The 19,046-nt window shown below is 72.9% G+C and carries 18 protein-coding genes; 14 read left to right on the top strand and 4 right to left on the bottom strand.

All coding sequences use genetic code 11. The annotated features are described in order from the left end of the window. The first annotated feature begins 282 nt into the window (after window positions 1-282). From ACA511_RS17395 to ACA511_RS17385, 3 genes are read left to right on the top strand one after another with little or no spacing between them, the layout of a single operon-like run. Entirely contained in the window at window positions 283-2,103 is a 1,821-nt protein-coding gene (locus tag ACA511_RS17395; protein ID WP_375025375.1) for a DEDD exonuclease domain-containing protein, read from the top strand. A gap of 4 nt (window positions 2,104-2,107) precedes the next feature. Further along, window positions 2,108-2,857, top strand: coding sequence for a rhomboid family intramembrane serine protease (locus tag ACA511_RS17390; RefSeq protein WP_375025374.1), 750 nt, complete (start codon window positions 2,108-2,110; stop codon window positions 2,855-2,857). A 46-nt stretch (window positions 2,858-2,903) separates the two neighbouring features. Further along, window positions 2,904-3,191 (top strand): Lrp/AsnC family transcriptional regulator, encoded by a 288-nt coding sequence (locus ACA511_RS17385; RefSeq protein WP_375025373.1) that lies wholly within the window; start codon window positions 2,904-2,906, stop codon window positions 3,189-3,191. A gap of 36 nt (window positions 3,192-3,227) precedes the next feature. On the opposite strand, the gene ACA511_RS17380 is transcribed toward ACA511_RS17385, so the two are convergent. Together ACA511_RS17380 and ACA511_RS17375 are read right to left on the bottom strand one after the other, a co-directional pair. Continuing rightward, window positions 3,228-3,923 (bottom strand): hypothetical protein, encoded by a 696-nt coding sequence (locus ACA511_RS17380; protein WP_375025372.1) that lies wholly within the window; start codon window positions 3,921-3,923, stop codon window positions 3,228-3,230. Window positions 3,924-3,938: 15 nt separating this feature from the next. Then, window positions 3,939-4,655 carry a FadR/GntR family transcriptional regulator gene (locus tag ACA511_RS17375; RefSeq protein WP_375025371.1) on the bottom strand — a complete coding sequence of 239 codons (717 nt, stop codon included), beginning with the start codon at window positions 4,653-4,655 and terminating at the stop codon, window positions 3,939-3,941. Between the two features lie 79 nt (window positions 4,656-4,734). Here ACA511_RS17375 and ACA511_RS17370 point away from each other — a divergent pair, with 79 nt between their 5' ends. The 4 genes from ACA511_RS17370 to ACA511_RS17355 are packed head-to-tail and all read left to right on the top strand — an operon-like array spanning window position 4,735 to window position 8,726. Next, window positions 4,735-5,763, top strand: a complete 1,029-nt coding sequence (locus ACA511_RS17370; RefSeq protein WP_375025370.1) for an ABC transporter ATP-binding protein — start codon at window positions 4,735-4,737, stop codon at window positions 5,761-5,763. 34 nt (window positions 5,764-5,797) lie between these two features. After that, window positions 5,798-7,006 carry an ABC transporter substrate-binding protein gene (locus ACA511_RS17365; RefSeq protein WP_375025369.1) on the top strand — a complete coding sequence of 403 codons (1,209 nt, stop codon included), beginning with the start codon at window positions 5,798-5,800 and terminating at the stop codon, window positions 7,004-7,006. Then, window positions 6,985-7,917, top strand: a complete 933-nt coding sequence (locus tag ACA511_RS17360) for an ABC transporter permease (protein ID WP_375025368.1) — start codon at window positions 6,985-6,987, stop codon at window positions 7,915-7,917. Before ACA511_RS17365 ends, ACA511_RS17360 begins: the two co-directional genes overlap by 22 nt. Continuing rightward, complete coding sequence (locus ACA511_RS17355; protein WP_375025367.1) at window positions 7,917-8,726, top strand: ABC transporter permease; 810 nt, start codon at window positions 7,917-7,919, stop codon at window positions 8,724-8,726. Before ACA511_RS17360 ends, ACA511_RS17355 begins: the two co-directional genes overlap by 1 nt. Before the next feature lie 11 nt (window positions 8,727-8,737). Here ACA511_RS17355 and trpD read toward each other — a convergent pair whose 3' ends face one another. Together trpD and ACA511_RS17345 are read right to left on the bottom strand one after the other, a co-directional pair. Then, the gene (gene trpD, locus ACA511_RS17350; RefSeq protein ID WP_375025366.1) at window positions 8,738-9,787 is read right to left on the bottom strand and encodes an anthranilate phosphoribosyltransferase; all 1,050 of its coding nucleotides are present in this window, start codon (window positions 9,785-9,787) and stop codon (window positions 8,738-8,740) included. 87 nt (window positions 9,788-9,874) lie between these two features. Then, window positions 9,875-10,297 (bottom strand): hypothetical protein, encoded by a 423-nt coding sequence (locus ACA511_RS17345; protein ID WP_375025365.1) that lies wholly within the window; start codon window positions 10,295-10,297, stop codon window positions 9,875-9,877. A gap of 93 nt (window positions 10,298-10,390) precedes the next feature. Between ACA511_RS17345 and ACA511_RS17340 the strand changes: the two genes are divergently transcribed. The 7 genes from ACA511_RS17340 to ACA511_RS17310 all read left to right on the top strand — a co-directional run bounded on the left by ACA511_RS17340 (window position 10,391) and on the right by ACA511_RS17310 (window position 18,794). After that, window positions 10,391-11,047 carry a heme-copper oxidase subunit III gene (locus tag ACA511_RS17340; protein ID WP_375025364.1) on the top strand — a complete coding sequence of 219 codons (657 nt, stop codon included), beginning with the start codon at window positions 10,391-10,393 and terminating at the stop codon, window positions 11,045-11,047. A gap of 35 nt (window positions 11,048-11,082) precedes the next feature. After that, window positions 11,083-11,994 carry a c-type cytochrome gene (locus ACA511_RS17335; protein WP_375025363.1) on the top strand — a complete coding sequence of 304 codons (912 nt, stop codon included), beginning with the start codon at window positions 11,083-11,085 and terminating at the stop codon, window positions 11,992-11,994. Then, window positions 11,991-13,106, top strand: a complete 1,116-nt coding sequence (locus ACA511_RS17330; protein WP_375025362.1) for a Rieske 2Fe-2S domain-containing protein — start codon at window positions 11,991-11,993, stop codon at window positions 13,104-13,106. The genes ACA511_RS17335 and ACA511_RS17330 overlap by 4 nt, the downstream gene beginning before the upstream one ends. Next, window positions 13,103-14,728 carry a cytochrome bc complex cytochrome b subunit gene (locus ACA511_RS17325; RefSeq protein ID WP_375025361.1) on the top strand — a complete coding sequence of 542 codons (1,626 nt, stop codon included), beginning with the start codon at window positions 13,103-13,105 and terminating at the stop codon, window positions 14,726-14,728. Before ACA511_RS17330 ends, ACA511_RS17325 begins: the two co-directional genes overlap by 4 nt. Before the next feature lie 64 nt (window positions 14,729-14,792). Further along, complete coding sequence (locus ACA511_RS17320; RefSeq protein WP_375025360.1) at window positions 14,793-15,920, top strand: glycosyltransferase family 4 protein; 1,128 nt, start codon at window positions 14,793-14,795, stop codon at window positions 15,918-15,920. A gap of 17 nt (window positions 15,921-15,937) precedes the next feature. After that, window positions 15,938-16,714 (top strand): hypothetical protein, encoded by a 777-nt coding sequence (locus tag ACA511_RS17315; RefSeq protein ID WP_375025359.1) that lies wholly within the window; start codon window positions 15,938-15,940, stop codon window positions 16,712-16,714. A gap of 550 nt (window positions 16,715-17,264) precedes the next feature. Continuing rightward, window positions 17,265-18,794, top strand: coding sequence for a penicillin-binding transpeptidase domain-containing protein (locus tag ACA511_RS17310; protein WP_375025358.1), 1,530 nt, complete (start codon window positions 17,265-17,267; stop codon window positions 18,792-18,794). The last annotated feature ends 252 nt before the right edge of the window (window positions 18,795-19,046 follow it).

Genomic DNA, 19,046 nt, shown 5'->3' with positions numbered 1-19,046 from the left:
GGAAGGGGCCTGCCCAGACTCTCCGCGGACTCCGCGCAGCCGGGGGTCGCTTCGGGGCCGCTGTCGATGATCCCGCTCCTTCCGGGCTACGCCGCCGGTGGGCTGTGTCTTCCCTGCCGCCCCGGGTCTAATCGGCGATCGACAAGGGCGGACGTGCGATCGGACGAATCGCGCCGGGCTCCCCCGAGCCGTCCCCCGCGGCCCCCGCCCGGCGGGACGTGCCGGCGCGTCCAACCCTAGCGGCCCGAGCTTCTGTCGGTGGGGTCCTCTACGGTCGCGCACATGACGGCTGCGCACGGTGTCCAGGGCGCCGGTACTCGGGCCGAGGCCGTCCAGGGCACCCTGGACGACCTGGGCACCCCGCTCTCCGAGGTCACCTTCGTGGTGGTCGACCTGGAGACGACGGGCGGCTCGGCCGCCGACTCGGCCATCACCGAGATCGGCGCGGTGAAGGTCCGCGGCGGAGAGGAGCTCGGCGAGCTGGGGACGCTCGTCGACCCCGGCGGCCCCGTCCCGCCGTTCATCACCGCGCTGACCGGCATCACCACCGCGATGGTCACGGCGGCGCCGCGCATCGAGTCGGTGCTGCCGGCGTTCCTGGAGTTCGCGCGCGGCTGCGTGCTCGTCGCGCACAACGCCCCGTTCGACATCGGCTTCCTGAAGACGGCCTGCGCCCAGAACGGCCGCGCCTGGCCCGCGTTCCCCGTCGTCGACACCGTCGACCTGGCGCGGCGCGTCCTGTCCAAGGACGAGGTGCCCAACTGCAAGCTCGGCACCCTGGCCCGCTTCTTCCGGACGTCCAACGAGCCGACGCACCGCGCGCTCGCCGACGCCCGCGCCACCGTGGAGGTCCTGCACGGCCTCATCGAGCGGCTCGGCTCGTTCGGCGTCACCTCGCTGGAGGAGATGCGCGGCTTCGCCAAGGCGCCCACGCCCGAGCAGCGCCGCAAGCGCCACCTCGCCGACGACGTGCCGTCCACCCCCGGCGTCTACCTGTTCGAGGACCACGCGGGCGAGGTGCTGTACGTCGGCAAGAGCGGCGACCTGCGCTCGCGCGTCCGCAGCTACTTCACCGGCTCGGAGACGCGGTGGCGCGTCCGGGAGATGGTCGGCCTCGCCGAGAACGTCCGGACGATCGTGTGCGCCACCGGGCTGGAGGCCGAGGTCCGCGAGCTGCGGCTGATCGCCGAGCACAAGCCGCGCTACAACCGGCGCTCCAAGTTCCCCGAGCGGGCGATCTGGCTGAAGCTGACCGTCGAGCCGTTCCCGCGGCTGTCGATCGTGCGGGAGTGCCGCGCCGACGGCGCCCGCTACCTCGGGCCGATCTCGTCCCGCCGCCAGGCCGAGGAGGCCCGCGCCGCGCTGCAGGAGGCCGTCCCGCTGCGCCAGTGCACCCAGCGGCTGACGCTCCGGCTGATCGAGCGCGGCAAGGCCCGCGCGTGCGCGCTCGCCGAGATCGGCCGCTGCGGCGCGCCCTGCGACGGGCGCGAGTCCGCCGACGCCTACAACGTGCACGCCGCGACGGCCCGCTCGGTCATGGAGGGCGACGTCCGCCCGGTGGTGGCCGCCGCCCAGGTGCGCATCGACCGGCTCGCGTCCGAGCTGCGCTACGAGGAGGCCGCCGCCCAGCGCGACCGGCTCGCCGCGTTCGTCCGCGCCGCCGCGCGCGGGCAGCGGCTCGCCGCGCTGGCCCGGCTCCCGGAGCTGGTGGCCGCCCGGCCCGCGTTCGACGGCGGCTGGGAGCTGTCGGTCGTGCGCTACGGCCGGCTCGCCGCCGCCGGGACCGTCCCGCCGCACGCCCAGCCCCGCCCCTACGTGGACGCGCTCATCGCCACCGCCGAGACGGTGTTCCCGCCCGCGGGCGAGGCGCCCGGCGGCGTCGCGCTCGGCGAGCCCCCGTCGGCGGGCGCCACCGCCGAGGAGATGGAGTGCGTGCTGCGCTGGCTCGACCTGCCCGGCGTCCGGCTGGTCGAGGTCGGCGGCCCGTGGACGTGCCCCGTCCACGGCGCCGAGGGCCTGCGCGAATGGATCGACAAGGCCTACGAGAAGCCGTACGGGCGGCACGAGGCGTCGCCTCCGAGGTCCGGCCGCCCACTAAGGTGACCGTGTGGCACTGCCCCTCTACGACAGCCAGCCGGCGCGCCGCATCCCGTGGGTGACGTACCTGCTGGTCGCGACGAACGTCGTGGTCTTCCTGCTGACGCCGATGTCGAACTTCGCCACCTGGTACGGCGAGGACCGGGTCCGCGAGTGCAGGGCCGCGCACTTCACCTACGAGTACGGCGCGGTGCCCAAGGAGCTGACCACCGGCGACCAGCAGCCCGTCCCGACCGCCATCGTGCGCGAGTGCGGGCCGGCGACCTTCGGCAAGGCGCCCTGGACGGCCGCGTTCACCTCGATGTTCCTGCACTCCGGCGCGCTGCACCTGCTGGGCAACCTGGTGGCGCTGTTCGTGGTCGGCATGGGCGTCGAGGACCGGCTCGGCCGATGGCGCTACCTCCTCAGCTACCTGCTGTTCGGGCTCGTCGCCGTCTACGGCTTCGCCTGGACGTCGCCGGACTCGACCGTCCCGCTCATCGGCGCGTCCGGGGCCATCGCGGGGGTGATGGGCGCCTACGTGATCCTCAACCCGCGGGGCCGCATCGTCAGCTGGGTGCCGCCGGTCATCGTGGTCAGGCTGCCGGTGTGGGTGGTGCTCGGGTACTGGTTCGTCCTGCAGTGGCTGTCGCTCGGCGACGAGGCGAGCAACGTGGCCTACACGGCGCACATCTACGGCTTCGCGGCCGGGGTGGTGTTCGCCCTGCTCGCCCGCCGCGCCGGCCCGGCCCACCGCCTGGCCGCGCTCAGCCGCGGCTGACCCTCCCGGTAGGGTCGGAGCGTCCGAATCCGAGGGGGAGGGTGTAGTGGTCACTGCGATCGTGTTCGTCAAGGCCGACGTCGCGCGCATCCACGAGGTGGCCGAGACGATCGCCGCGCTGGACGGCGTCAGCGAGGTCTACTCCGTCACCGGCGACCACGACCTCATGGCGATGGTCCGGGTGCGCCGCCACGAGGAGCTGAACGACGTCATCCCCGGCCGCGTCAACAAGGTCGACGGCGTGGTCGGCACCGAGACCCACATCGCCTTCCGCACCTACTCCCAGCACGACCTGGAGCAGGCGTTCGCCCTGGGGCTCCCCGACGCCGACTGAGCGCCTTCCGGGGGGCGCGGGGCCGTTGTCCCGCGGTCAGCCCGCGGTGACCAGGGACAGGGACAGGTCCCCGCAGGGCCGGGCGGCGTAGCCCGGGTTCTCGCGGTAGACGGCGCCGGGGGGCCAGCTCGCGGTGTTGGACGCCATGACGCGGCCGGGGGCGTTGACGACGAACGCGGGCGCGGGGATCTCGCGCAGCGCCGGGACGACCTCGTTCTCGAACGTCCGGGCGAACACGTCCGCCGCCGCGACGCCGGCGAAGGCCCCGCCGACGCGCACGGGCGCCGACAGGGTCAGCACGTACTCGTCGCTGCACAGGTAGTCGACGTAGGGGCCGCAGACGGTCCGCTCGGCGCCGCTCTCCGGGCCGGTGAACCACTCCCAGCGGGTGTAGTCGTAGAGGGCGCTGCGCTCGGGGTCCAGGTCGCGCAGCAGCCGGGACGGGCGGCCGGCGGGGCCCGCCTGCCACCACTCCAGGTGCCAGGCGGCGTCGGCGAGCAGCCGCGGCGCGGCGATGAACCCGAGGCCGCAGACGAGCGGGCCGAGCCGGGCGAGCAGCAGCGGGCGCAGGGGGGCGAGGTCGGCGCTGACGGGGGCGCGGCCGGCGCGGTGGACGTCCGCCAGGCACCGCGCCGTCGCGTCGCGGACCCGGGCCACGGTCTCGAAGACGCCGTCCAGGGTCGCGCGGACGTGTGCCGCCGCCGCGCCGACGGCCGGTGGCTCGGCGGGCATGGGTCCCCCTCGGGGTCAGAGTGCGAGCCGTCGTTCAATCAGACGTTCTACCGCATTCAAGACGTGACTTTCAGCTACATCGCGCGCTCGGGCGTCGTCGGCCCCCTCGATGGCGCCGACGATCGCGGCGTGCTCGGCGTCGACCCGGCCGCGCCGGTCCGGCAGGTCGTGCACGGCCCAGACCAGCGGGCCGATCTCGGCCTGCAGCCGGATCTCCTCCCGGGTGAGCCGGCCGGACTGGGACGCGGCGGCGACCTCCAGGTGGAGCCGGCCGTCCAGCCTGGACATCCCGGCCCCGGCGGCGGTGCCGGACATCTCCTCCAGCGAGCGGCGCAGCCGCCGGACGTCGCCGGGGAGCGAGCGCAGCGCGGCGAGGCGCGCGGCGGCCCCGGCGATGGCGGCGTAGTGGTCGCCGAGATCGCGGAGCTCTTCCGCGCTCAGCGAACGGAGCCGCTCGTCGAGGTCGAACGGCCTGGCGGGGGCCCGGACGAAGCTGCCGCCGCCCCGGCCGCGCCTGGTCTCGATGAGTCCTTGCTGACGCAAGGCCATCAGCGCTTCGCGTAGTGTGACCGTCGATATACCGAGATGTGCCGCCAGGTCGGTCTCGCTCGGCAACTGCTCCCCGTCGCCGAGGAGGCCGAGCGCGATCGCGTCGCCGAGCCGCCGCACGACCGCGTGCACCCGCGCGGTGTTGTCGACGGGAGCGAACACGACGAGGTGCGCGCTGTTCATGGGCCCCCTCCCGGTGTTGCACACAGTGATACCGGAACATCACTTGAACTGAAACCTATGAATCCATATGTTTTCGGTCATGCCGGTGACAGCGGTGAGGATCCGCGATCTGCGCAAGACCTTCGGTTCCGTCGAGGCGGTGGCGGGCGTCGACCTCGACATCGGGGACGGCGAGTTCTTCTCGATGCTCGGCCCGTCCGGTTCCGGGAAGACGACCGTGCTGCGGCTCATCGCGGGCTTCGAGCGCCCGACGTCCGGGACGGTGGAACTCGGCGGCGAGGACGTGACGGCGCTCCCGCCGTTCGACCGCGACGTCAACACCGTCTTCCAGGACTACGCCCTCTTCCCGCACATGGACGTGCTCCGCAACGTCGAGTACGGCCTCAAGGCGCGGCGGGTGCCGCGCGCCGAACGCCGTGAGCGGGCGCTGGAGGCCCTGCGCGGCGTCCGGCTCGACGGGATGGGGGCGCGCCGCCCCGGCGAGCTCTCGGGCGGCCAGCGCCAGCGGGTCGCGCTCGCCCGCGCGCTGGTGAACGAGCCGAAGGTGCTGCTGCTGGACGAGCCGCTCGGCGCGCTCGACCTGAAGCTGCGGGAGGAGATGCAGGTCGAGCTGAAGAGCCTGCAGCGCCGGGCGGGCATCACGTTCGTGTTCGTCACCCACGACCAGGAGGAGGCGCTGACCCTGAGCGACCGGGTCGCCGTCATGGCGGCCGGCCGGATCGAGCAGGTCGGCACGCCCGCCGAGATCTACGAGCGGCCCGCGACGGAGTTCGTGGCGGGGTTCGTCGGGACCTCCAACCGGATCGGCGGCGTCTGCGTCCGGCCGGAGAAGATCCACGTCGCGGCGGAGGGCGACGACGTGCCGGACGCGGGGGACCGGCACGCACTCGGCACGGTCGCCGAGGTCGTCTACGCGGGCGCGGTGACCCGCTTCGTCATCGACCTGGAGTCGGGGGACCGGGTCGTGGCGCTGCAGCAGAACCTGCGGACCTCGTCCATGGACGTGATGGGCCGGCGCGGAGCCCGCGTCCGGATCGGCTGGCACGAAGCGCACGAGTTCCAAGTCCCGGACGCCGGCGCGGGCTCCGCGCCGGCGCCCGCCTCCTGATTCACCCCCAACCCCCGAAATAAGGAGTTCCCCCATGTGGTCCACACGCATGGCGCTCGCCGCCGCGGCGACGCTGGCGATCGGACTGACGGCCGCGGCCTGCGGCGACTCGGGCGACGGCAAGGCGTCCGGCGCAGGGCAGGGCGGCTTCCCCGTCCCGAAGGTCCCGATGCTCCAGTCGCTCGGCGCGGGCGAGGGCGAGGTCAACCTGGTCGCCTGGGCGGGCTACGCCGAGGACGGCTCCAACGACCCGAAGGTCGACTGGGTCACCCCGTTCGAGAAGCAGACCGGCTGCAAGGTCAACACCAAGGTCGCCGGGACGTCCGACGAGATGGTCACGCTGATGAAGACCGGCGAGTACGACGCCGTCTCCGCCTCCGGCGACGCCTCGCTCCGGCTGATCGCCTCCGGGACGGTCGCGCCGGTCAACACGGGGCTCGTGCCGAACTACGCCGACGTCTTCGCCGGCCTGAAGACGAAGCCGTGGAACTCGGTGAACGGCGTCTCCTACGGCATCCCGCACGGCCGCGGCGCCAACCTGCTGATGTGGCGCACCGACAAGGTCACGACCCCGCCCGACTCGTGGGGCGCGGTGTTCGACGCGAACTCGCCCCACAAGGGCAAGATCACCGCCTACGACTCGCCGATCTACATCGCCGACGCCGCGCTCTACCTGATGTCGGCCAAGCCGGAGCTCGGCATCAAGAACCCGTACGCGCTCGACCAGAAGCAGTTCGACGAGGCCGTCGGACTTCTGAAGACGCAGCACGGGCTCATCGGCGAGTACTGGTCCGACTACACGAAGGAGGTCCAGGCGTTCAAGAGCGGCGACTCCGTCCTCGGGACGACGTGGCAGGTCATCGCGAACCTCGCCGAGGCGGAGAAGGCGCCGGTGAAGGTGACGCTGCCCAAGGAGGGCGCCACCGGCTGGTCGGACACCTGGATGGTCGCCGCCAAGGCCGAGCACCCGAACTGCGCCTACAAGTGGCTCGACTGGATCGTGTCGCCGAAGGCGAACGCGCAGGTCGCCGAATGGTTCGGTGAGGCGCCGGCCAACGCGAAGGCGTGCGGGGAGACCGCGGACAAGGGCTTCTGCGACACCTTCCACGCCACCGACGAGAACTACTTCTCCAAGGTGCACTTCTGGACGACGCCGATCGCGCAGTGCCTCGACGGGCGCACGAACGTCAAGTGCGTCGACTACTCCAAGTGGACCCAGGCGTGGACCGCGATCAAGGGATGACCGCCCCCGCCCGCAGCGGCGGTGCGGACGGCCGCCCGGCGCCGGGACTCCGGCGCGGGGCGGCGGCCCTGCTGCACCGCAGGCCCCGGCTGCGGCTGTCGCTGCTGCTGTCGGCGCCGCTCGCCTGGCTGGTCGTCGTCTACCTCGGCGCCCTCGCCGCGATCTTCCTCACCGCGTTCTGGACGACCGACGTCTTCACCGGCGAGGTCGTCCGCCGGTTCACCCTCGCCAACTTCCAGACCCTGCTGGACGAGCCCGTCTACCGGACGGTCGCGCTGCGCAGCCTCGGCGTCGCGGCGGCCGTCACCCTCATCGACACCGCCATCGGCTTCCCGATGGCGCTCTACATGGCCAAGGTCGCGAAGCCCCGGTACCGGCCGTACCTGATGATCGCGATCCTGGCGCCGCTGTGGGCCGCCTACCTCGTCAAGGCGTACGCGTGGCGGGTGATGCTGCAGCAGGGCGGCCTGCTCGACGAGGTGCTGCGCCCGATCGGGCTCGGCAGCCCCGGGTACGGCCTGCCCGCGACCGTGCTCGTCCTGTCCTACCTGTGGCTGCCGTACATGATCCTGCCCGTCTACACGGGCCTGGAGCGGCTCCCCGACTCGCTGCTGGACGCGTCCGGCGACCTCGGCGCCCGGCCGCTGCGCACGTTCCGCACGGTGCTGCTGCCGCTGGCGTTCCCGTCCCTGGTGGCCGGGTCGGTCTTCACGTTCTCGCTGTCGCTCGGCGACTACATCACCGTGAAGATCGTCGGCGGCCGGAGCCAGCTGCTCGGCAACGTCGTCTACGACAACATCGGCGCCGCCAACAACCTGCCGTTCGCCGCGGCCGTCGCCACGATCCCGGTGGTGGTGATGCTCGGCTACCTCGCCGCCGCCCACCGCACCGGCGCCCTCAGGGAGCTGTGATGACCTTCTCGCCCGCCGCGCGGATCGCGCTGCGCGTCCTCATGGCCCTCGGCCTCGCCGTCATCTACGTGCCGCTGCTCGTGGTGCTGATCAACTCCGTCAACGCCGACACGACGTTCGGCTGGCCGCCGTCGGGCCCCACCGGGCGCTGGTGGTCGCAGGCGCTGGACAACGAGGGCGCGCGGCAGGCCGTCCTCACCAGCGTCAAGGCGGGGCTCGGCGCGACGGCCATCGCGCTCGTCCTCGGCACGATGGCCGCGTTCGCCGTGTCGCGCTACAAGTTCTTCGGACGGGAGACGGTGTCACTCGTCGTCATCCTGCCGATCGCGCTGCCCGGCATCGTGACCGGCATCGCCCTCAGCAACGCCTTCCAGGTCGTGCTGAAGCCGCTCGGGGTCGGGCTCGGCCTGTTCACCGTCATCGTCGGGCACGCCACGTTCTGCGTCGTCACCATCTACAACAACGTCCTCGCCCGGCTGCGCCGCACGGGCACGAGCCTGGAGGAGGCGTCCGCCGACCTCGGCGCCGACACCTTCCAGACGTTCCGCTACGTGACGCTGCCGACGCTGCGCTCGGCGTTCCTCGCCGGCGGGCTGCTGTCGTTCGCGCTGTCCTTCGACGAGATCATCGTGACCACGTTCACCGCCGGGCCGGGCGCCACCACACTGCCGATCTGGATCTTCAACAACCTGTTCCGGCCCAACCAGGCCCCGGTCGTGAACGTCCTCGCGGCCGCCCTGATCGTCCTCTCGGTCGTCCCCATCTACATCGCCCAGCGCGTTTCGAGTGGAGCGAGGGGCGTCGCGTAGCCGCCCAGGGGCTAGGCGCGCAGGGCCCGGGTGGTGTCGATCCAGCGGTCGAGGAGGGTGCTCGTGGCGCCGGAGTCGACCGCCTGCGCGGCGCGCTCGAAGGCGTCGCGGAGCGCGTCGGTGAGCTTCGCGGCGGGCGGGGCGCCCTCGTAGGCGGTGATGAGCGCCGCGGCGTTCAGCAGCACCATGTCGCGGACCGGCCCGGCGGCGCCGGCGAACGTCTCGCGCGCCACCCGGCCGTTGAACGCGGCGTCGGCGCCGCGCAGGTCCTCCGGGCGCGCGGGCGGGATGCCGAGGTCGGACGGGTCGAACGTCGTCTCCGTCGCCGTCCCGTCGCGGACGACCCACACCGTGGACGTGCCGGTGGTGGTCAGCTCGTCGAGCCCGTCGTCGCCGCGGAACACCAGGGACGAGCAGCCCCGCGCGGCGAACACCCCGGCGATGACGCCCGCCATGCGCGGGTGGAACACCCCGACCGCCTGGGCCTTGGGACGCGCCGGGTTCGTCAGCGGGCCGAGGAAGTTGAACACCGTCGGCGTGCCGAGCTCGGCGCGCGTCCGCGACGCGTGCTTCAGCGCCGGGTGGTAGAGCGGCGCGAAGCAGAAGGTGATGCCGAGCTCCGCGGCGACGCGCGCGGCGGCCTCCGGCGGCAGGTCGATGGCGACGCCCAGATGCTCCAGCAGGTCGGCGGCGCCGCACGAGGACGACGCGGCGCGGTTGCCGTGCTTGACGACCCGGACGCCGGACGCGGCGGCCACCACGGCGGCCATCGTGGAGATGTTGACGGTGTGGGCGCGGTCGCCGCCCGTCCCGACGAGGTCGGCGATGGGCCCCGGCACCTCGATGCGGGTGGCGTTGTCCATCATGCCCTCGGCGAGGCCGGTGACCTCCTCGACCGTCTCGCCCTTGGCGCGCAGCGCGACCGCGAAGCCCGCGATCTGCACGTCGGTGGCCTCCCCGGCCATGATGCTGTTCATGGCCCAGGCGGTCTCCTCGCTGGACAGGGAGGAGCCCGTCAGGAGGGCGTTGAGCAGTGCGGGCCAGGTGGTGCGCGCGTCCATGTCCCCTACCGGGTCTCTTGGCGGGTCGACGTTCTCCGGGCGGGCCGGCCCCGCGGGCGGGCCCGCGTTCTCACGGGGCGGTGGGGCTCACAGGGCGGTGAGGCGGTTCGCGAGGCGGTGCCGCATCAGGCCGGCGAGCTCGTTCGCGAGGGCCATCGGGTCGATCGGCAGGCTCGCGACGGCGTCGGCGCGCGACCAGGTGGCGAGCCAGCCGTCGTCGCGGCGGGCGATGAGGGCGAGGACCGGCGGGCAGTCGTAGACCTCGTCCTTGGCCTGCCGGCACACGCCGAGCCCGCCCGCGGGCTGCGCCTCGCCGTCCACGACCAGGACGTCGATGTCGCCGCGGTCCAGCCGCTCGACGACGGCGGGCTGGGTCGCGATCTCGACGAACTCGGTCTTCGGCAGGTCGGCGGCGGGACGGCGCCCGATCGCCATCCGGATCTGGGCGCGCGTGTTCGCGTCGTCGCTGTAGACGAGGACCTTCATCGGGGTCTCCGGGGCGGTGCTCATGCACGTGAGGGTACCGGGTCGGGGACGCGGGCAACACGCGCGGGGAACCGTAGGAGGGGGGTCATGCGTCACTCACGGGATAGGGGCGCAATAATGCTGCCCGTGACAGCATCCGCGATAGAGACAACACCTCACGCACGGGCGAACCGTCCCAATCTGGTCAGCGTGGGGACGATCGTTTGGCTGTCGTCCGAGCTGATGTTCTTCGCGGCGCTGTTCGCGATGTTCTTCACGATCCGCTCCGTGACGATCGGCCAGTCCGGTGAAGACGCGTGGCCGGGCGCCCCGCTGGACCTGCCGCTGTCGGCGGTGAACACGACCGTTCTGGTGCTGTCCTCGGTGACGTGCCAGATGGGCGTGTTCAGGGCCGAGGCGGGCAAGGTCGGGCGTGACGGCGGCCTGCTGAACTTCCGCCGCTGGGGACTGCGCGAGTGGTACGTCCTCTCGTTCCTCATGGGCGCCTACTTCGTCGCGGGCCAGGCGTACGAGTACTACAACCTGGTCACGCACGACGGCCTGACCTTCTCGTCCTCCGCCTACGGCTCGGTCTTCTACCTGGCCACCGGCTTCCACGGCCTCCATGTCATCGGCGGCCTGATCGCGTTCCTGTTCCTGCTCGGGCGCACCTACGCCGCCAAGCGCTGGACGCACGAGCAGGCGACGAGCGCGATCGTCGTGTCCTACTACTGGCACTTCGTCGACGTGGTGTGGATCGGCCTGTTCTCGGTCGTTTACCTGCTCGACCTCTGACCCATCCCGACGACATGACCCGAACGGGGATTTCCGTGAAAAGGATCACCGCATGGCGACGGCGCCCGTGGGCGGGCTACGCCGTCGTGCTGGCGGCCCTGGCGGCGATCGGCGTGATCTACGCCGGCTTCTCGCCGCAGACCGACCGCGCCGAGGCGCAGGGCACCGCGCAGGCCGCGGAGGACTTGAAGCACGGGCAGGAGCTGTTCAACAAGAACTGCGCGAGCTGCCACGGGCTGAACGCCGAGGGCACCAAGGACGCCGAGGGCAACTCGATCGCCCCCAGCCTCATCGGGGTGGGCGCCGCATCCGTCGACTTCCAGGTCAGCACGGGCCGCATGCCCGCGATGAACCCCGGCGCCCAGGTGCCGCGCAAGGAGCCGGTCCCCGCCTTCGACACCTCGATCAAGACCGACTACGAGGAGAAGGAGAAGCGGGAGGCGGCCGAGAAGCAGAAGGCCCAGGCCGAGAAGAACCTGGCCGACCTGCGGGCCTACATCGCCTCGCTGGGCGGCGGCCCCGCCGTGCCGCCGGCCTCCGCGGTCGACCCGGCCGAGGGCGACGCCGCGCTCGGCGGGAAGCTGTTCCGCACCAACTGCGCGCAGTGCCACAACTTCACCGGCCAGGGCGGTGCGCTGACCGGCGGCAAGTACGCGCCCCCGCTCTCGAACGACGACGTCACGCCCACCCAGATGTACGAGGCCATGCTGACCGGCCCGCAGGCGATGCCGGTGTTCAACGACACCACGCTCACGCCCCAGGACAAGCAGGCGATCATCGCCTACCTGGTGCAGACCCGCGAGGAGCCCAACCCGGGCGGTAACGGCCTCGGCCGCATCGGCCCGGTGAGCGAGGGTCTCGTCGCCTGGGTGGTCGGCATCGGCCTGATGGTCATGGCGGCCATGTGGATCACCGCGAAGAAGCCGAAGAAGCTGAAGAAGTCATGAGCGACGACAACAAGGAGACCGCGGGCTCGACGGGCCCGCGCGAGGACGGCGGCCGGCGCGAACGCGTGATCGGCACGCCGTCCCCGGCGAGGGAGAAGGCGCTCCTCGCCGAGGACGACATCTCGGCGCCCGCGGGCGTCGGAGAGCAGCTCGACGAGGCGTCGGCCAAGCGCGCCGAGCGGGTCGTGGCGGCGTTCTTCCTGCTGGCTTTCCTGTCCAGCGTGGTGTTCATCGCCTATTTCATCGGCTGGAGCGGCCGCGACGGCGGCATGCACGGCATCTGGGACGCCCGCGAGGTCAACTTCTGGCTCGGCGGGACGATGGCGCTGGCCTTCCTGGCGATGGCGGTCGGCGTCACCATCTGGGTGCGCCGGCTGATGACCAGCAAGCCGATCATCCAGGAGCGGCACGAGCCGGCCGCCGACGCGGAGACCAAGGCCGCGTTCAGCCGCGACTTCATGGAGGGCGCGCACGACAGCGGCATCACCAAGCGGCCGCTGCTGCGCCGCACGCTGCTGCTGGCCGCCGCGCCGCTCGGCCTCGCGCCGCTGGTGCTGCTGCGCGACCTCGGCCCGCTGCCGGAGACGAAGCTCCGGCACACCTTCTGGGGCGACGCGGTCAAGCGGGCGCGGTCGGAGGGCAAGAAGGGCGTCCGCCTGGTGGTGGACGGCACCAACAGGCCGCTCAAGGTCAGCGACTTCGCCACCCCCGGCTCGATGATCACCGTCCTGCCGGAGGGCATGGAGGAGCACCTTCCGCACGACCAGGTGCTCACCCAGGTCGCCAAGGCCGTGACGATCCTCATCAACGTCCCGGCGGAGCAGTTCAAGCCCGCCAAGGGACGTGACAACTGGCACGTCAACGGGATCGTCGCCTACTCGAAGGTCTGCACGCACGTCGGCTGCCCGGCGGCGCTGTACGAGCAGACGACGCACCACATCCTGTGCCCGTGCCACCAGTCCACCTTCGACGCCACCGACGCGGCGAAGGTCGTCTTCGGCCCGGCGGCCCGGCCGCTCCCGCAGCTGCCCCTGTCGGTCGAGGACGGTTACATCATCGCGACGAGCGACTACCACGAGCCCGTCGGCCCGAGCTTCTGGGAGCGCGGATGAGCGAGGCGACAGCGCCGAAGGCGGTCGAGGCTCCGCTGACGTTCCTCGACGACCGCCTCGGGTCCACCACCTTCTTCAAGCGGAACATGAAGAAGGTCTTTCCGGACCACTGGTCCTTCATGCTGGGCGAGATCGCCCTGTACTCCTTCATCATCCTGCTGCTGACCGGCGTGTTCCTCACGCTCTGGTTCAAGCCGAGCATGGTCGAGGTCGTCTACGACGGCTCGTACGTCCCGCTCAAGGGCGTGACGATGTCGGAGGCGTACGCCTCGACGCTGCACATCAGCTTCGACATCCGCGGCGGCCTGCTGATGCGGCAGATCCACCACTGGGCGGCGCTGCTGTTCATGGCGTCGATCCTGGCGCACATGCTGCGGGTGTTCTTCACCGGCGCCTACCGCAAGCCGCGCGAGCTGAACTGGCTGATCGGCATCGGCATGTTCACGCTCGGCATGCTGGAGGGCCTGGCCGGGTACTCGCTGCCGGACGACCTGCTCTCCGGCACCGGCCTGCGCATCACGCAGGGCGTCGCCGAGGGCATCCCGGTCGTCGGCACCTACATCTACATGTTCCTGTTCGGCGGAGAGTTCCCCGGCCAGGACATCGTGCCCAGGCTGTACATGGTGCACATCCTGCTGATCCCGGCGCTGCTGCTGGGCCTGGTCACCGCGCACATGATGATCATGTGGGTGCAGAAGCACACCGCGATGCCGGTCAAGAACCAGACCGAGAAGCAGGTGTACGGCTACCCGTTCTACCCGGTGTTCATGGCCAAGACGGGCGCCTACTTCCTGTTCACCTTCGGCGTGCTGGCGCTGTTCGGCGCGTTCGCGCAGATCAACCCGATCTGGCTGTTCGGCCCGTACGACCCCGGCGCCATCTCCTCGGCCTCCCAGCCCGACTGGTACATGGGCATCCTCGAGGGCTCGCTGCGCATCATGCCGGGTTGGGAGATCAACGCCTGGGGCCACACGCTCAGCCTGAGCGTGCTGATCCCGGCGCTGCTGCCGCTCGGCGTCATCTTCACGGGCGCGGCGGTCTGGCCGTGGGTCGAGGCGTGGGTGACCGGCGACAAGCGGCACCACCACGTCAACACCCGGCCGCGCAACGCCCCGGTCCGCACCGCGACGGGCGTCGCCGCCGTCACCTTCTACGGGCTGCTGTGGCTGGCCGGTGCGAACGACGTCCTGGCGGACAAGTTCCACGTCTCGCTCTTCGCCACGACGTGGTTCTTCCGGGTGACGTTCTTCATCGGGCCGGTGATCGCGTTCGTCATCACGAAGCGGATCTGCCTCGGCCTGCAGCGCAAGGACGCCGACATCGTCGGGCACGGCGTGGAGAGCGGCGTCATCCTCATGTCGCCGGAGGGCGGGTTCTCCGAGCGGCACGAGCCGGCCCGCGACGAGGAGCGGCACGTCCTGCTGTCCAAGGAGAACACGCGGGTCCAGCCGCCGGACCGGGACGCCAGCGGCGTCCCCGCGCCCGGCGCCAAGGGCCCGCTCGGTCACCTGCGCTCGCGGCTCAACCGCGCGTGGACCTACGACGACATCCCCGTCGAGGAGCACGGGCACGGCGAGCACGAGGAGATCGAGAGCGGTACCTCGCGGGAGATCAGGCACTGATCGCGCGCGCAGGGGCCCGGCACCGCATCGGCGGCGCCGGGCCCCTCCGTATTCTGGCCGGACGATGACCAAGACGCTGTTCGTCACCAACGACTTCCCGCCCCGTCCCGGCGGCATCCAGGCGTTCGTGCACGGCCTCGCGGCCCGCCGCCCGGCCGGGTCGGTGGTCGTGTACGCGCCGGCGTGGCGGGGCGCCGCCGGGTTCGACGCGCGGCAGCCGTTCCCGGTCGTCCGGCATCCGGGCACGCTGATGCTGCCGGAGCCGGGCGTGCTGCGCCGCGCCGCGGACGTGCTGCGCGCCGAGGGCTGCGACTCGGTCGTGTTCGGCGCGGCGGCGCCGCTCGGCCTGCTGGCCCCGGCGCTGCGCGCCCGCGGCGCCGGCCGCCTCGTCGGGATCACGCACGGCCATGAGGCGGGCTGGGCGGCGCTGCCGGTGGCGCGGCGCCTGCTCCGCCGCATCGGCGACGACCTGGACGTCCTCACCTACCTGGGCGAGTACACCCGCTCCCGGATGGCGCGGGCCCTGTCCCCGCGGGGCGCGGCGCGGATGTCGCGGCTCGCGCCCGGCGTCGACGAGAAGGTCTTCCACCGGGACACGGGCGGCGAGGAGGTCCGCGCCCGGCACGGGCTGACCGGAAGGCCGGTGGCGGTCTGCGTGTCCCGCCTCGTCCCGCGCAAGGGCCAGGACGCGCTGATCCACGCGTGGCCGCGCGTCCTCCGGAAGGAGCCGGACGCCGCCCTCCTGCTCGTGGGCGGCGGCCCGTACAGGAAAGAGCTGGAGGGCTTGGCGTCCTCCCTCGGCGTGCGGCGGAGCGTGGTCTTCACCGGGGGCGTGGACTGGGAGGAACTGCCCGCCCACTACGACGCGGGCGACGTGTTCGCGATGCCGTGCCGGACCCGCCGCCGCGGCCTGGACGTGGAGGGCCTCGGCATCGTCTACCTGGAGGCGTCGGCGACCGGCCTGCCCGTCGTCGCGGGCGACTCCGGCGGCGCCCCCGACGCCGTCCTGGACGGTGAGACGGGCGTCGTCGTCCCCGGCCGATCGGTCGCCGGGATCGCGGACGCCGTCGCCGCGCTGCTGGCCGACCCGGCCCGCGCCCGCGCGATGGGCGAGCAGGGCCGCGCGTGGGTCGAGCGCGAATGGCGCTGGGAGGTCCAGGCCGCCCGGCTGGGGAGCCTGCTGGCACCCTGAGATGGCAGGATGCGCCTATGGACATCGAGGACGCATGGGCCCGCGTTCCGGGGGAGGCCGCCCGGTGGCTGCGCGAGCTCGACCCCGGCCACCGGCACTCGGGGTTCGAACCGCCGAGCCGGCCCGACGCCGCCTGGCTCCTGCACGCGATGTACGTGTGGGAGGAGGGGCTGGTCACCACGACGCACGACGATGTCCACCAGTCGATGACGGCGGCGGGGCTGACGGGGCAGTCCGACGTCGGCGACCTCCTGGAGGGCGCGATCGTCACCGGCGTCGACCTCGGCCGCAGCGGCGACCCGGGCGAGGGCTGGCGGCGGCTGCGCTGGCGGGAACTGGCCCGCGGCTTCGGTGAGCCGGTCGTCCCGGACGGTGCGCTGCCCGGCAGCCGCTGCCTGCGCCAGGGGCACCCGGCGGGCAGCTGGTCGGCGGCGGTCCGGCCGCCCGCGGAGGGCTGCCTCGACCGGGAGAGCTGGTACCGGCTGATCGGCGTCCTGCTGCGGCACAGCCCGTCCGGCGCGAGCACCCGCTGCCTGGCGTACTACTGCCCGCTGGTCACCGCCGACTGGGACGAGGACACCGTCCTCGCGGGCCGCCTGGGGGACGCGGCGGCCCTCTACGACCACCCGGACCTGGGCAGCTGCCCGTCCGACCTGTGGCCGGAGGACCGCTCCTGGGCCGTCTACTGCGACTGGGACCTGTGGGGCACGAAGATCGTGGGCCCCACGTCCCTGATAGAGGCCGTGCTGACCGACCCCACCCTGGAGGCCCTCCGCCTCCCCTGGACCCGCTGAAGGGGATTCCGCCGCCACGCCGCCGGCGGAATCCCCGGCTTCAGCGGATCCGCCGCACCGACCTCGGGCACGGGCCGGCGCGCGGCGACGTGGTGGGGGATCGTGACCCGCCCCGGAGACCGTTCCCATGCGGACCGCCCCTGCCGAGGTGGGGTGGGCGTGGTCCGGCCGCGGGGCCGGATCGGGTCCGCGTGGACGGGAGCGCGGGGCACGATCCCCGGCTTGCGGCGCCGCGCGGCTCGACCCCCGCGGCGGCGCCCGGCCCCGGACGCGCGGGAAGGGGGGCGGCCCCCGGGCCGATCCCGTGTCGCGGTGATCGTTTCATTGGGGCCTCCTCCCTGCCGCTGCCGTCCGCGGTCGCTGGCATTTCCGAAGGTAGGGCCGCCCGCGCCCGGCGGCGGCGCCGTTAAAGCGCGCTTAAGGGGCGGATCATTCGTCGCTAAGCCGGCTTCCGGTTTCGGCCACGATGACGGCCGTCCTCCGCATGTACCACGCAACCGGACACTGGGATGATCAATCTCCTTGCGGGCGGGTGGGCGGAGGAGGCGGCGTGCGGTCTCGCGGTGTCGTGGTGCTGGCCGGGGTCCTGGTGGTCGTGCTGGCGGCGGGGCTGACCGCCGGCTGGGCGCTGCGGCGCGAGCGGGACACGAGCCCGGAGGAGGTCGCGGCCGGCTACTTCGCGGCCTGGCGGAAGGGCGACCTCGACGCGATGCGCGAGTTCGTCGCCGACCCGCCCGCCGACTTCGCGGGGCAGCACCGGGCGCTGTCGCGCGGGCTGACGGTCATCGGGATCACGCTGGAGCCGCGCGCCGTCGTCCGGTCGGGGGCGGGCGAGGCGCACGCCGACTTCACCGTCCGCCGCATGCTGGCCGATCACGGCACGTGGTCGTTCCGGTCGGTGCTGCGGCTGGGCCGGGCCGGCGGGCGGTGGCGGGTGCGGTGGACGCCCGCGACGCTGTACCCGGGGCTGAAGGGCTCGGGGGAGTGGACGCTGCGGCAGGTCCGCGTCCCGGCGGTGACGCTGGTGGCGCGGGACGGGAGGGCGCTGCCGGGCGACGGTCCGCTCGCGCCCTACCTCGCCGGGATCGTCGAGTGGCTCGACATGGACGCCGACCAGGCCGTGTGGACGATCCAGATGCGCGACGACGGCGGCCCGCCGCAGCGGGTGAAGCTGCTCGACGCCGAGGAGGGCCGGAAGATCCGGACGACGCTCGACCGGCGGCTGCAGGCGGCGGCGGAGAAGGCGCTCGCGTCGGCGTCCCGGCAGGCCGCGATCGTCGCCGTCCGGCCGTCCACCGGGGAGGTCCTCGCGGTGGCGGACGGGCTGGGCGGCCTCGGCGCGTTCGCCGGGCTCTACCCGCCCGGCTCGACGTTCAAGGTGGTGACGGCCGGCGGGCTGGTCGCGGACGGCGCGGGCGCGGGGACCGGCGCCGACTGCCCGGCCTCGGTGGTCACCGCGCAGCGCACGATCCGCAACGACGAGGAGCACGCGCTCGGCCGGACGACGCTGCGCGGCGCGTTCGCCGCGTCCTGCAACACCACCTTCGCGCGGCTCGGCGTGGAGCGGCTCGGCGCGGCGAAGCTGGCGGCGAGCGCGCGCCGCTTCGGGTTCGGCGCCCCGATCACGCCGGGCGTGGAGGCGGCCCGCGGCGGCTTCCCCGACCCGCGGAGCGGCGCGGAACTGGCCGAGGCCGCGATCGGGCAGGGCCGCGTCCAGGCGAGCCCGCTGCTGATGGCGTCGGTCGCCGCGGCGGCGGCGGACGGCGCGTGGCGCCCGCCCCGGCTGCTGCCGCCGAAGCTGATCCGCGAGGGCGGGGGAGCGGCGCCCGGCCCGCGCGCGGTGCCCGGTGCGGCCGCGCTGCGGACGATGATGCGGGCCGTGGTCACCGAAGGCACGGCGGCGGGGGCGGGCCTGCCGGGCGGGACGGCGGGCAAGACCGGCACGGCCGAGTTCGCGGGCGGGGCGCACGCCTGGTTCATCGGGTACCGGGACGACGTCGCGTTCGCGGTCTTCGTCGAGGCCGGCGGGTCGGGCCCGAAGGTGGCGGCTCCGCTCGCCGCGACGTTCCTGAAGAAATGAACCTGATGCGTCGTTCGTACGTACTCGTCCGGAGACTGGAATGGCCGCGGGATAGGGCCTGGACGGTTTTTTGACGCCATTTCGCGTCAGAACCGCTCTTGGGGCGTATGCTCCCGGAGTGATCGGGCGGGTTCGGCGAGAACCCGTCCGGGGAACGCGGTGGGAGCGAGCGGGCTCCCGCGCCGCGCTCCCGTAATGTCTCAGCGGAACCGCCGCCGGGCGACGAGCCCGGCGGCGCGGAGCCACCGGCGT

Source organism: Actinomadura sp. GTD37 (assembly GCF_041951365.1).
Lineage (GTDB): Bacteria > Actinomycetota > Actinomycetes > Streptosporangiales > Streptosporangiaceae > Spirillospora.
Note: the sequence above shows the minus strand (reverse complement) of the source record. Positions and strands in the feature narration are given on the sequence as shown.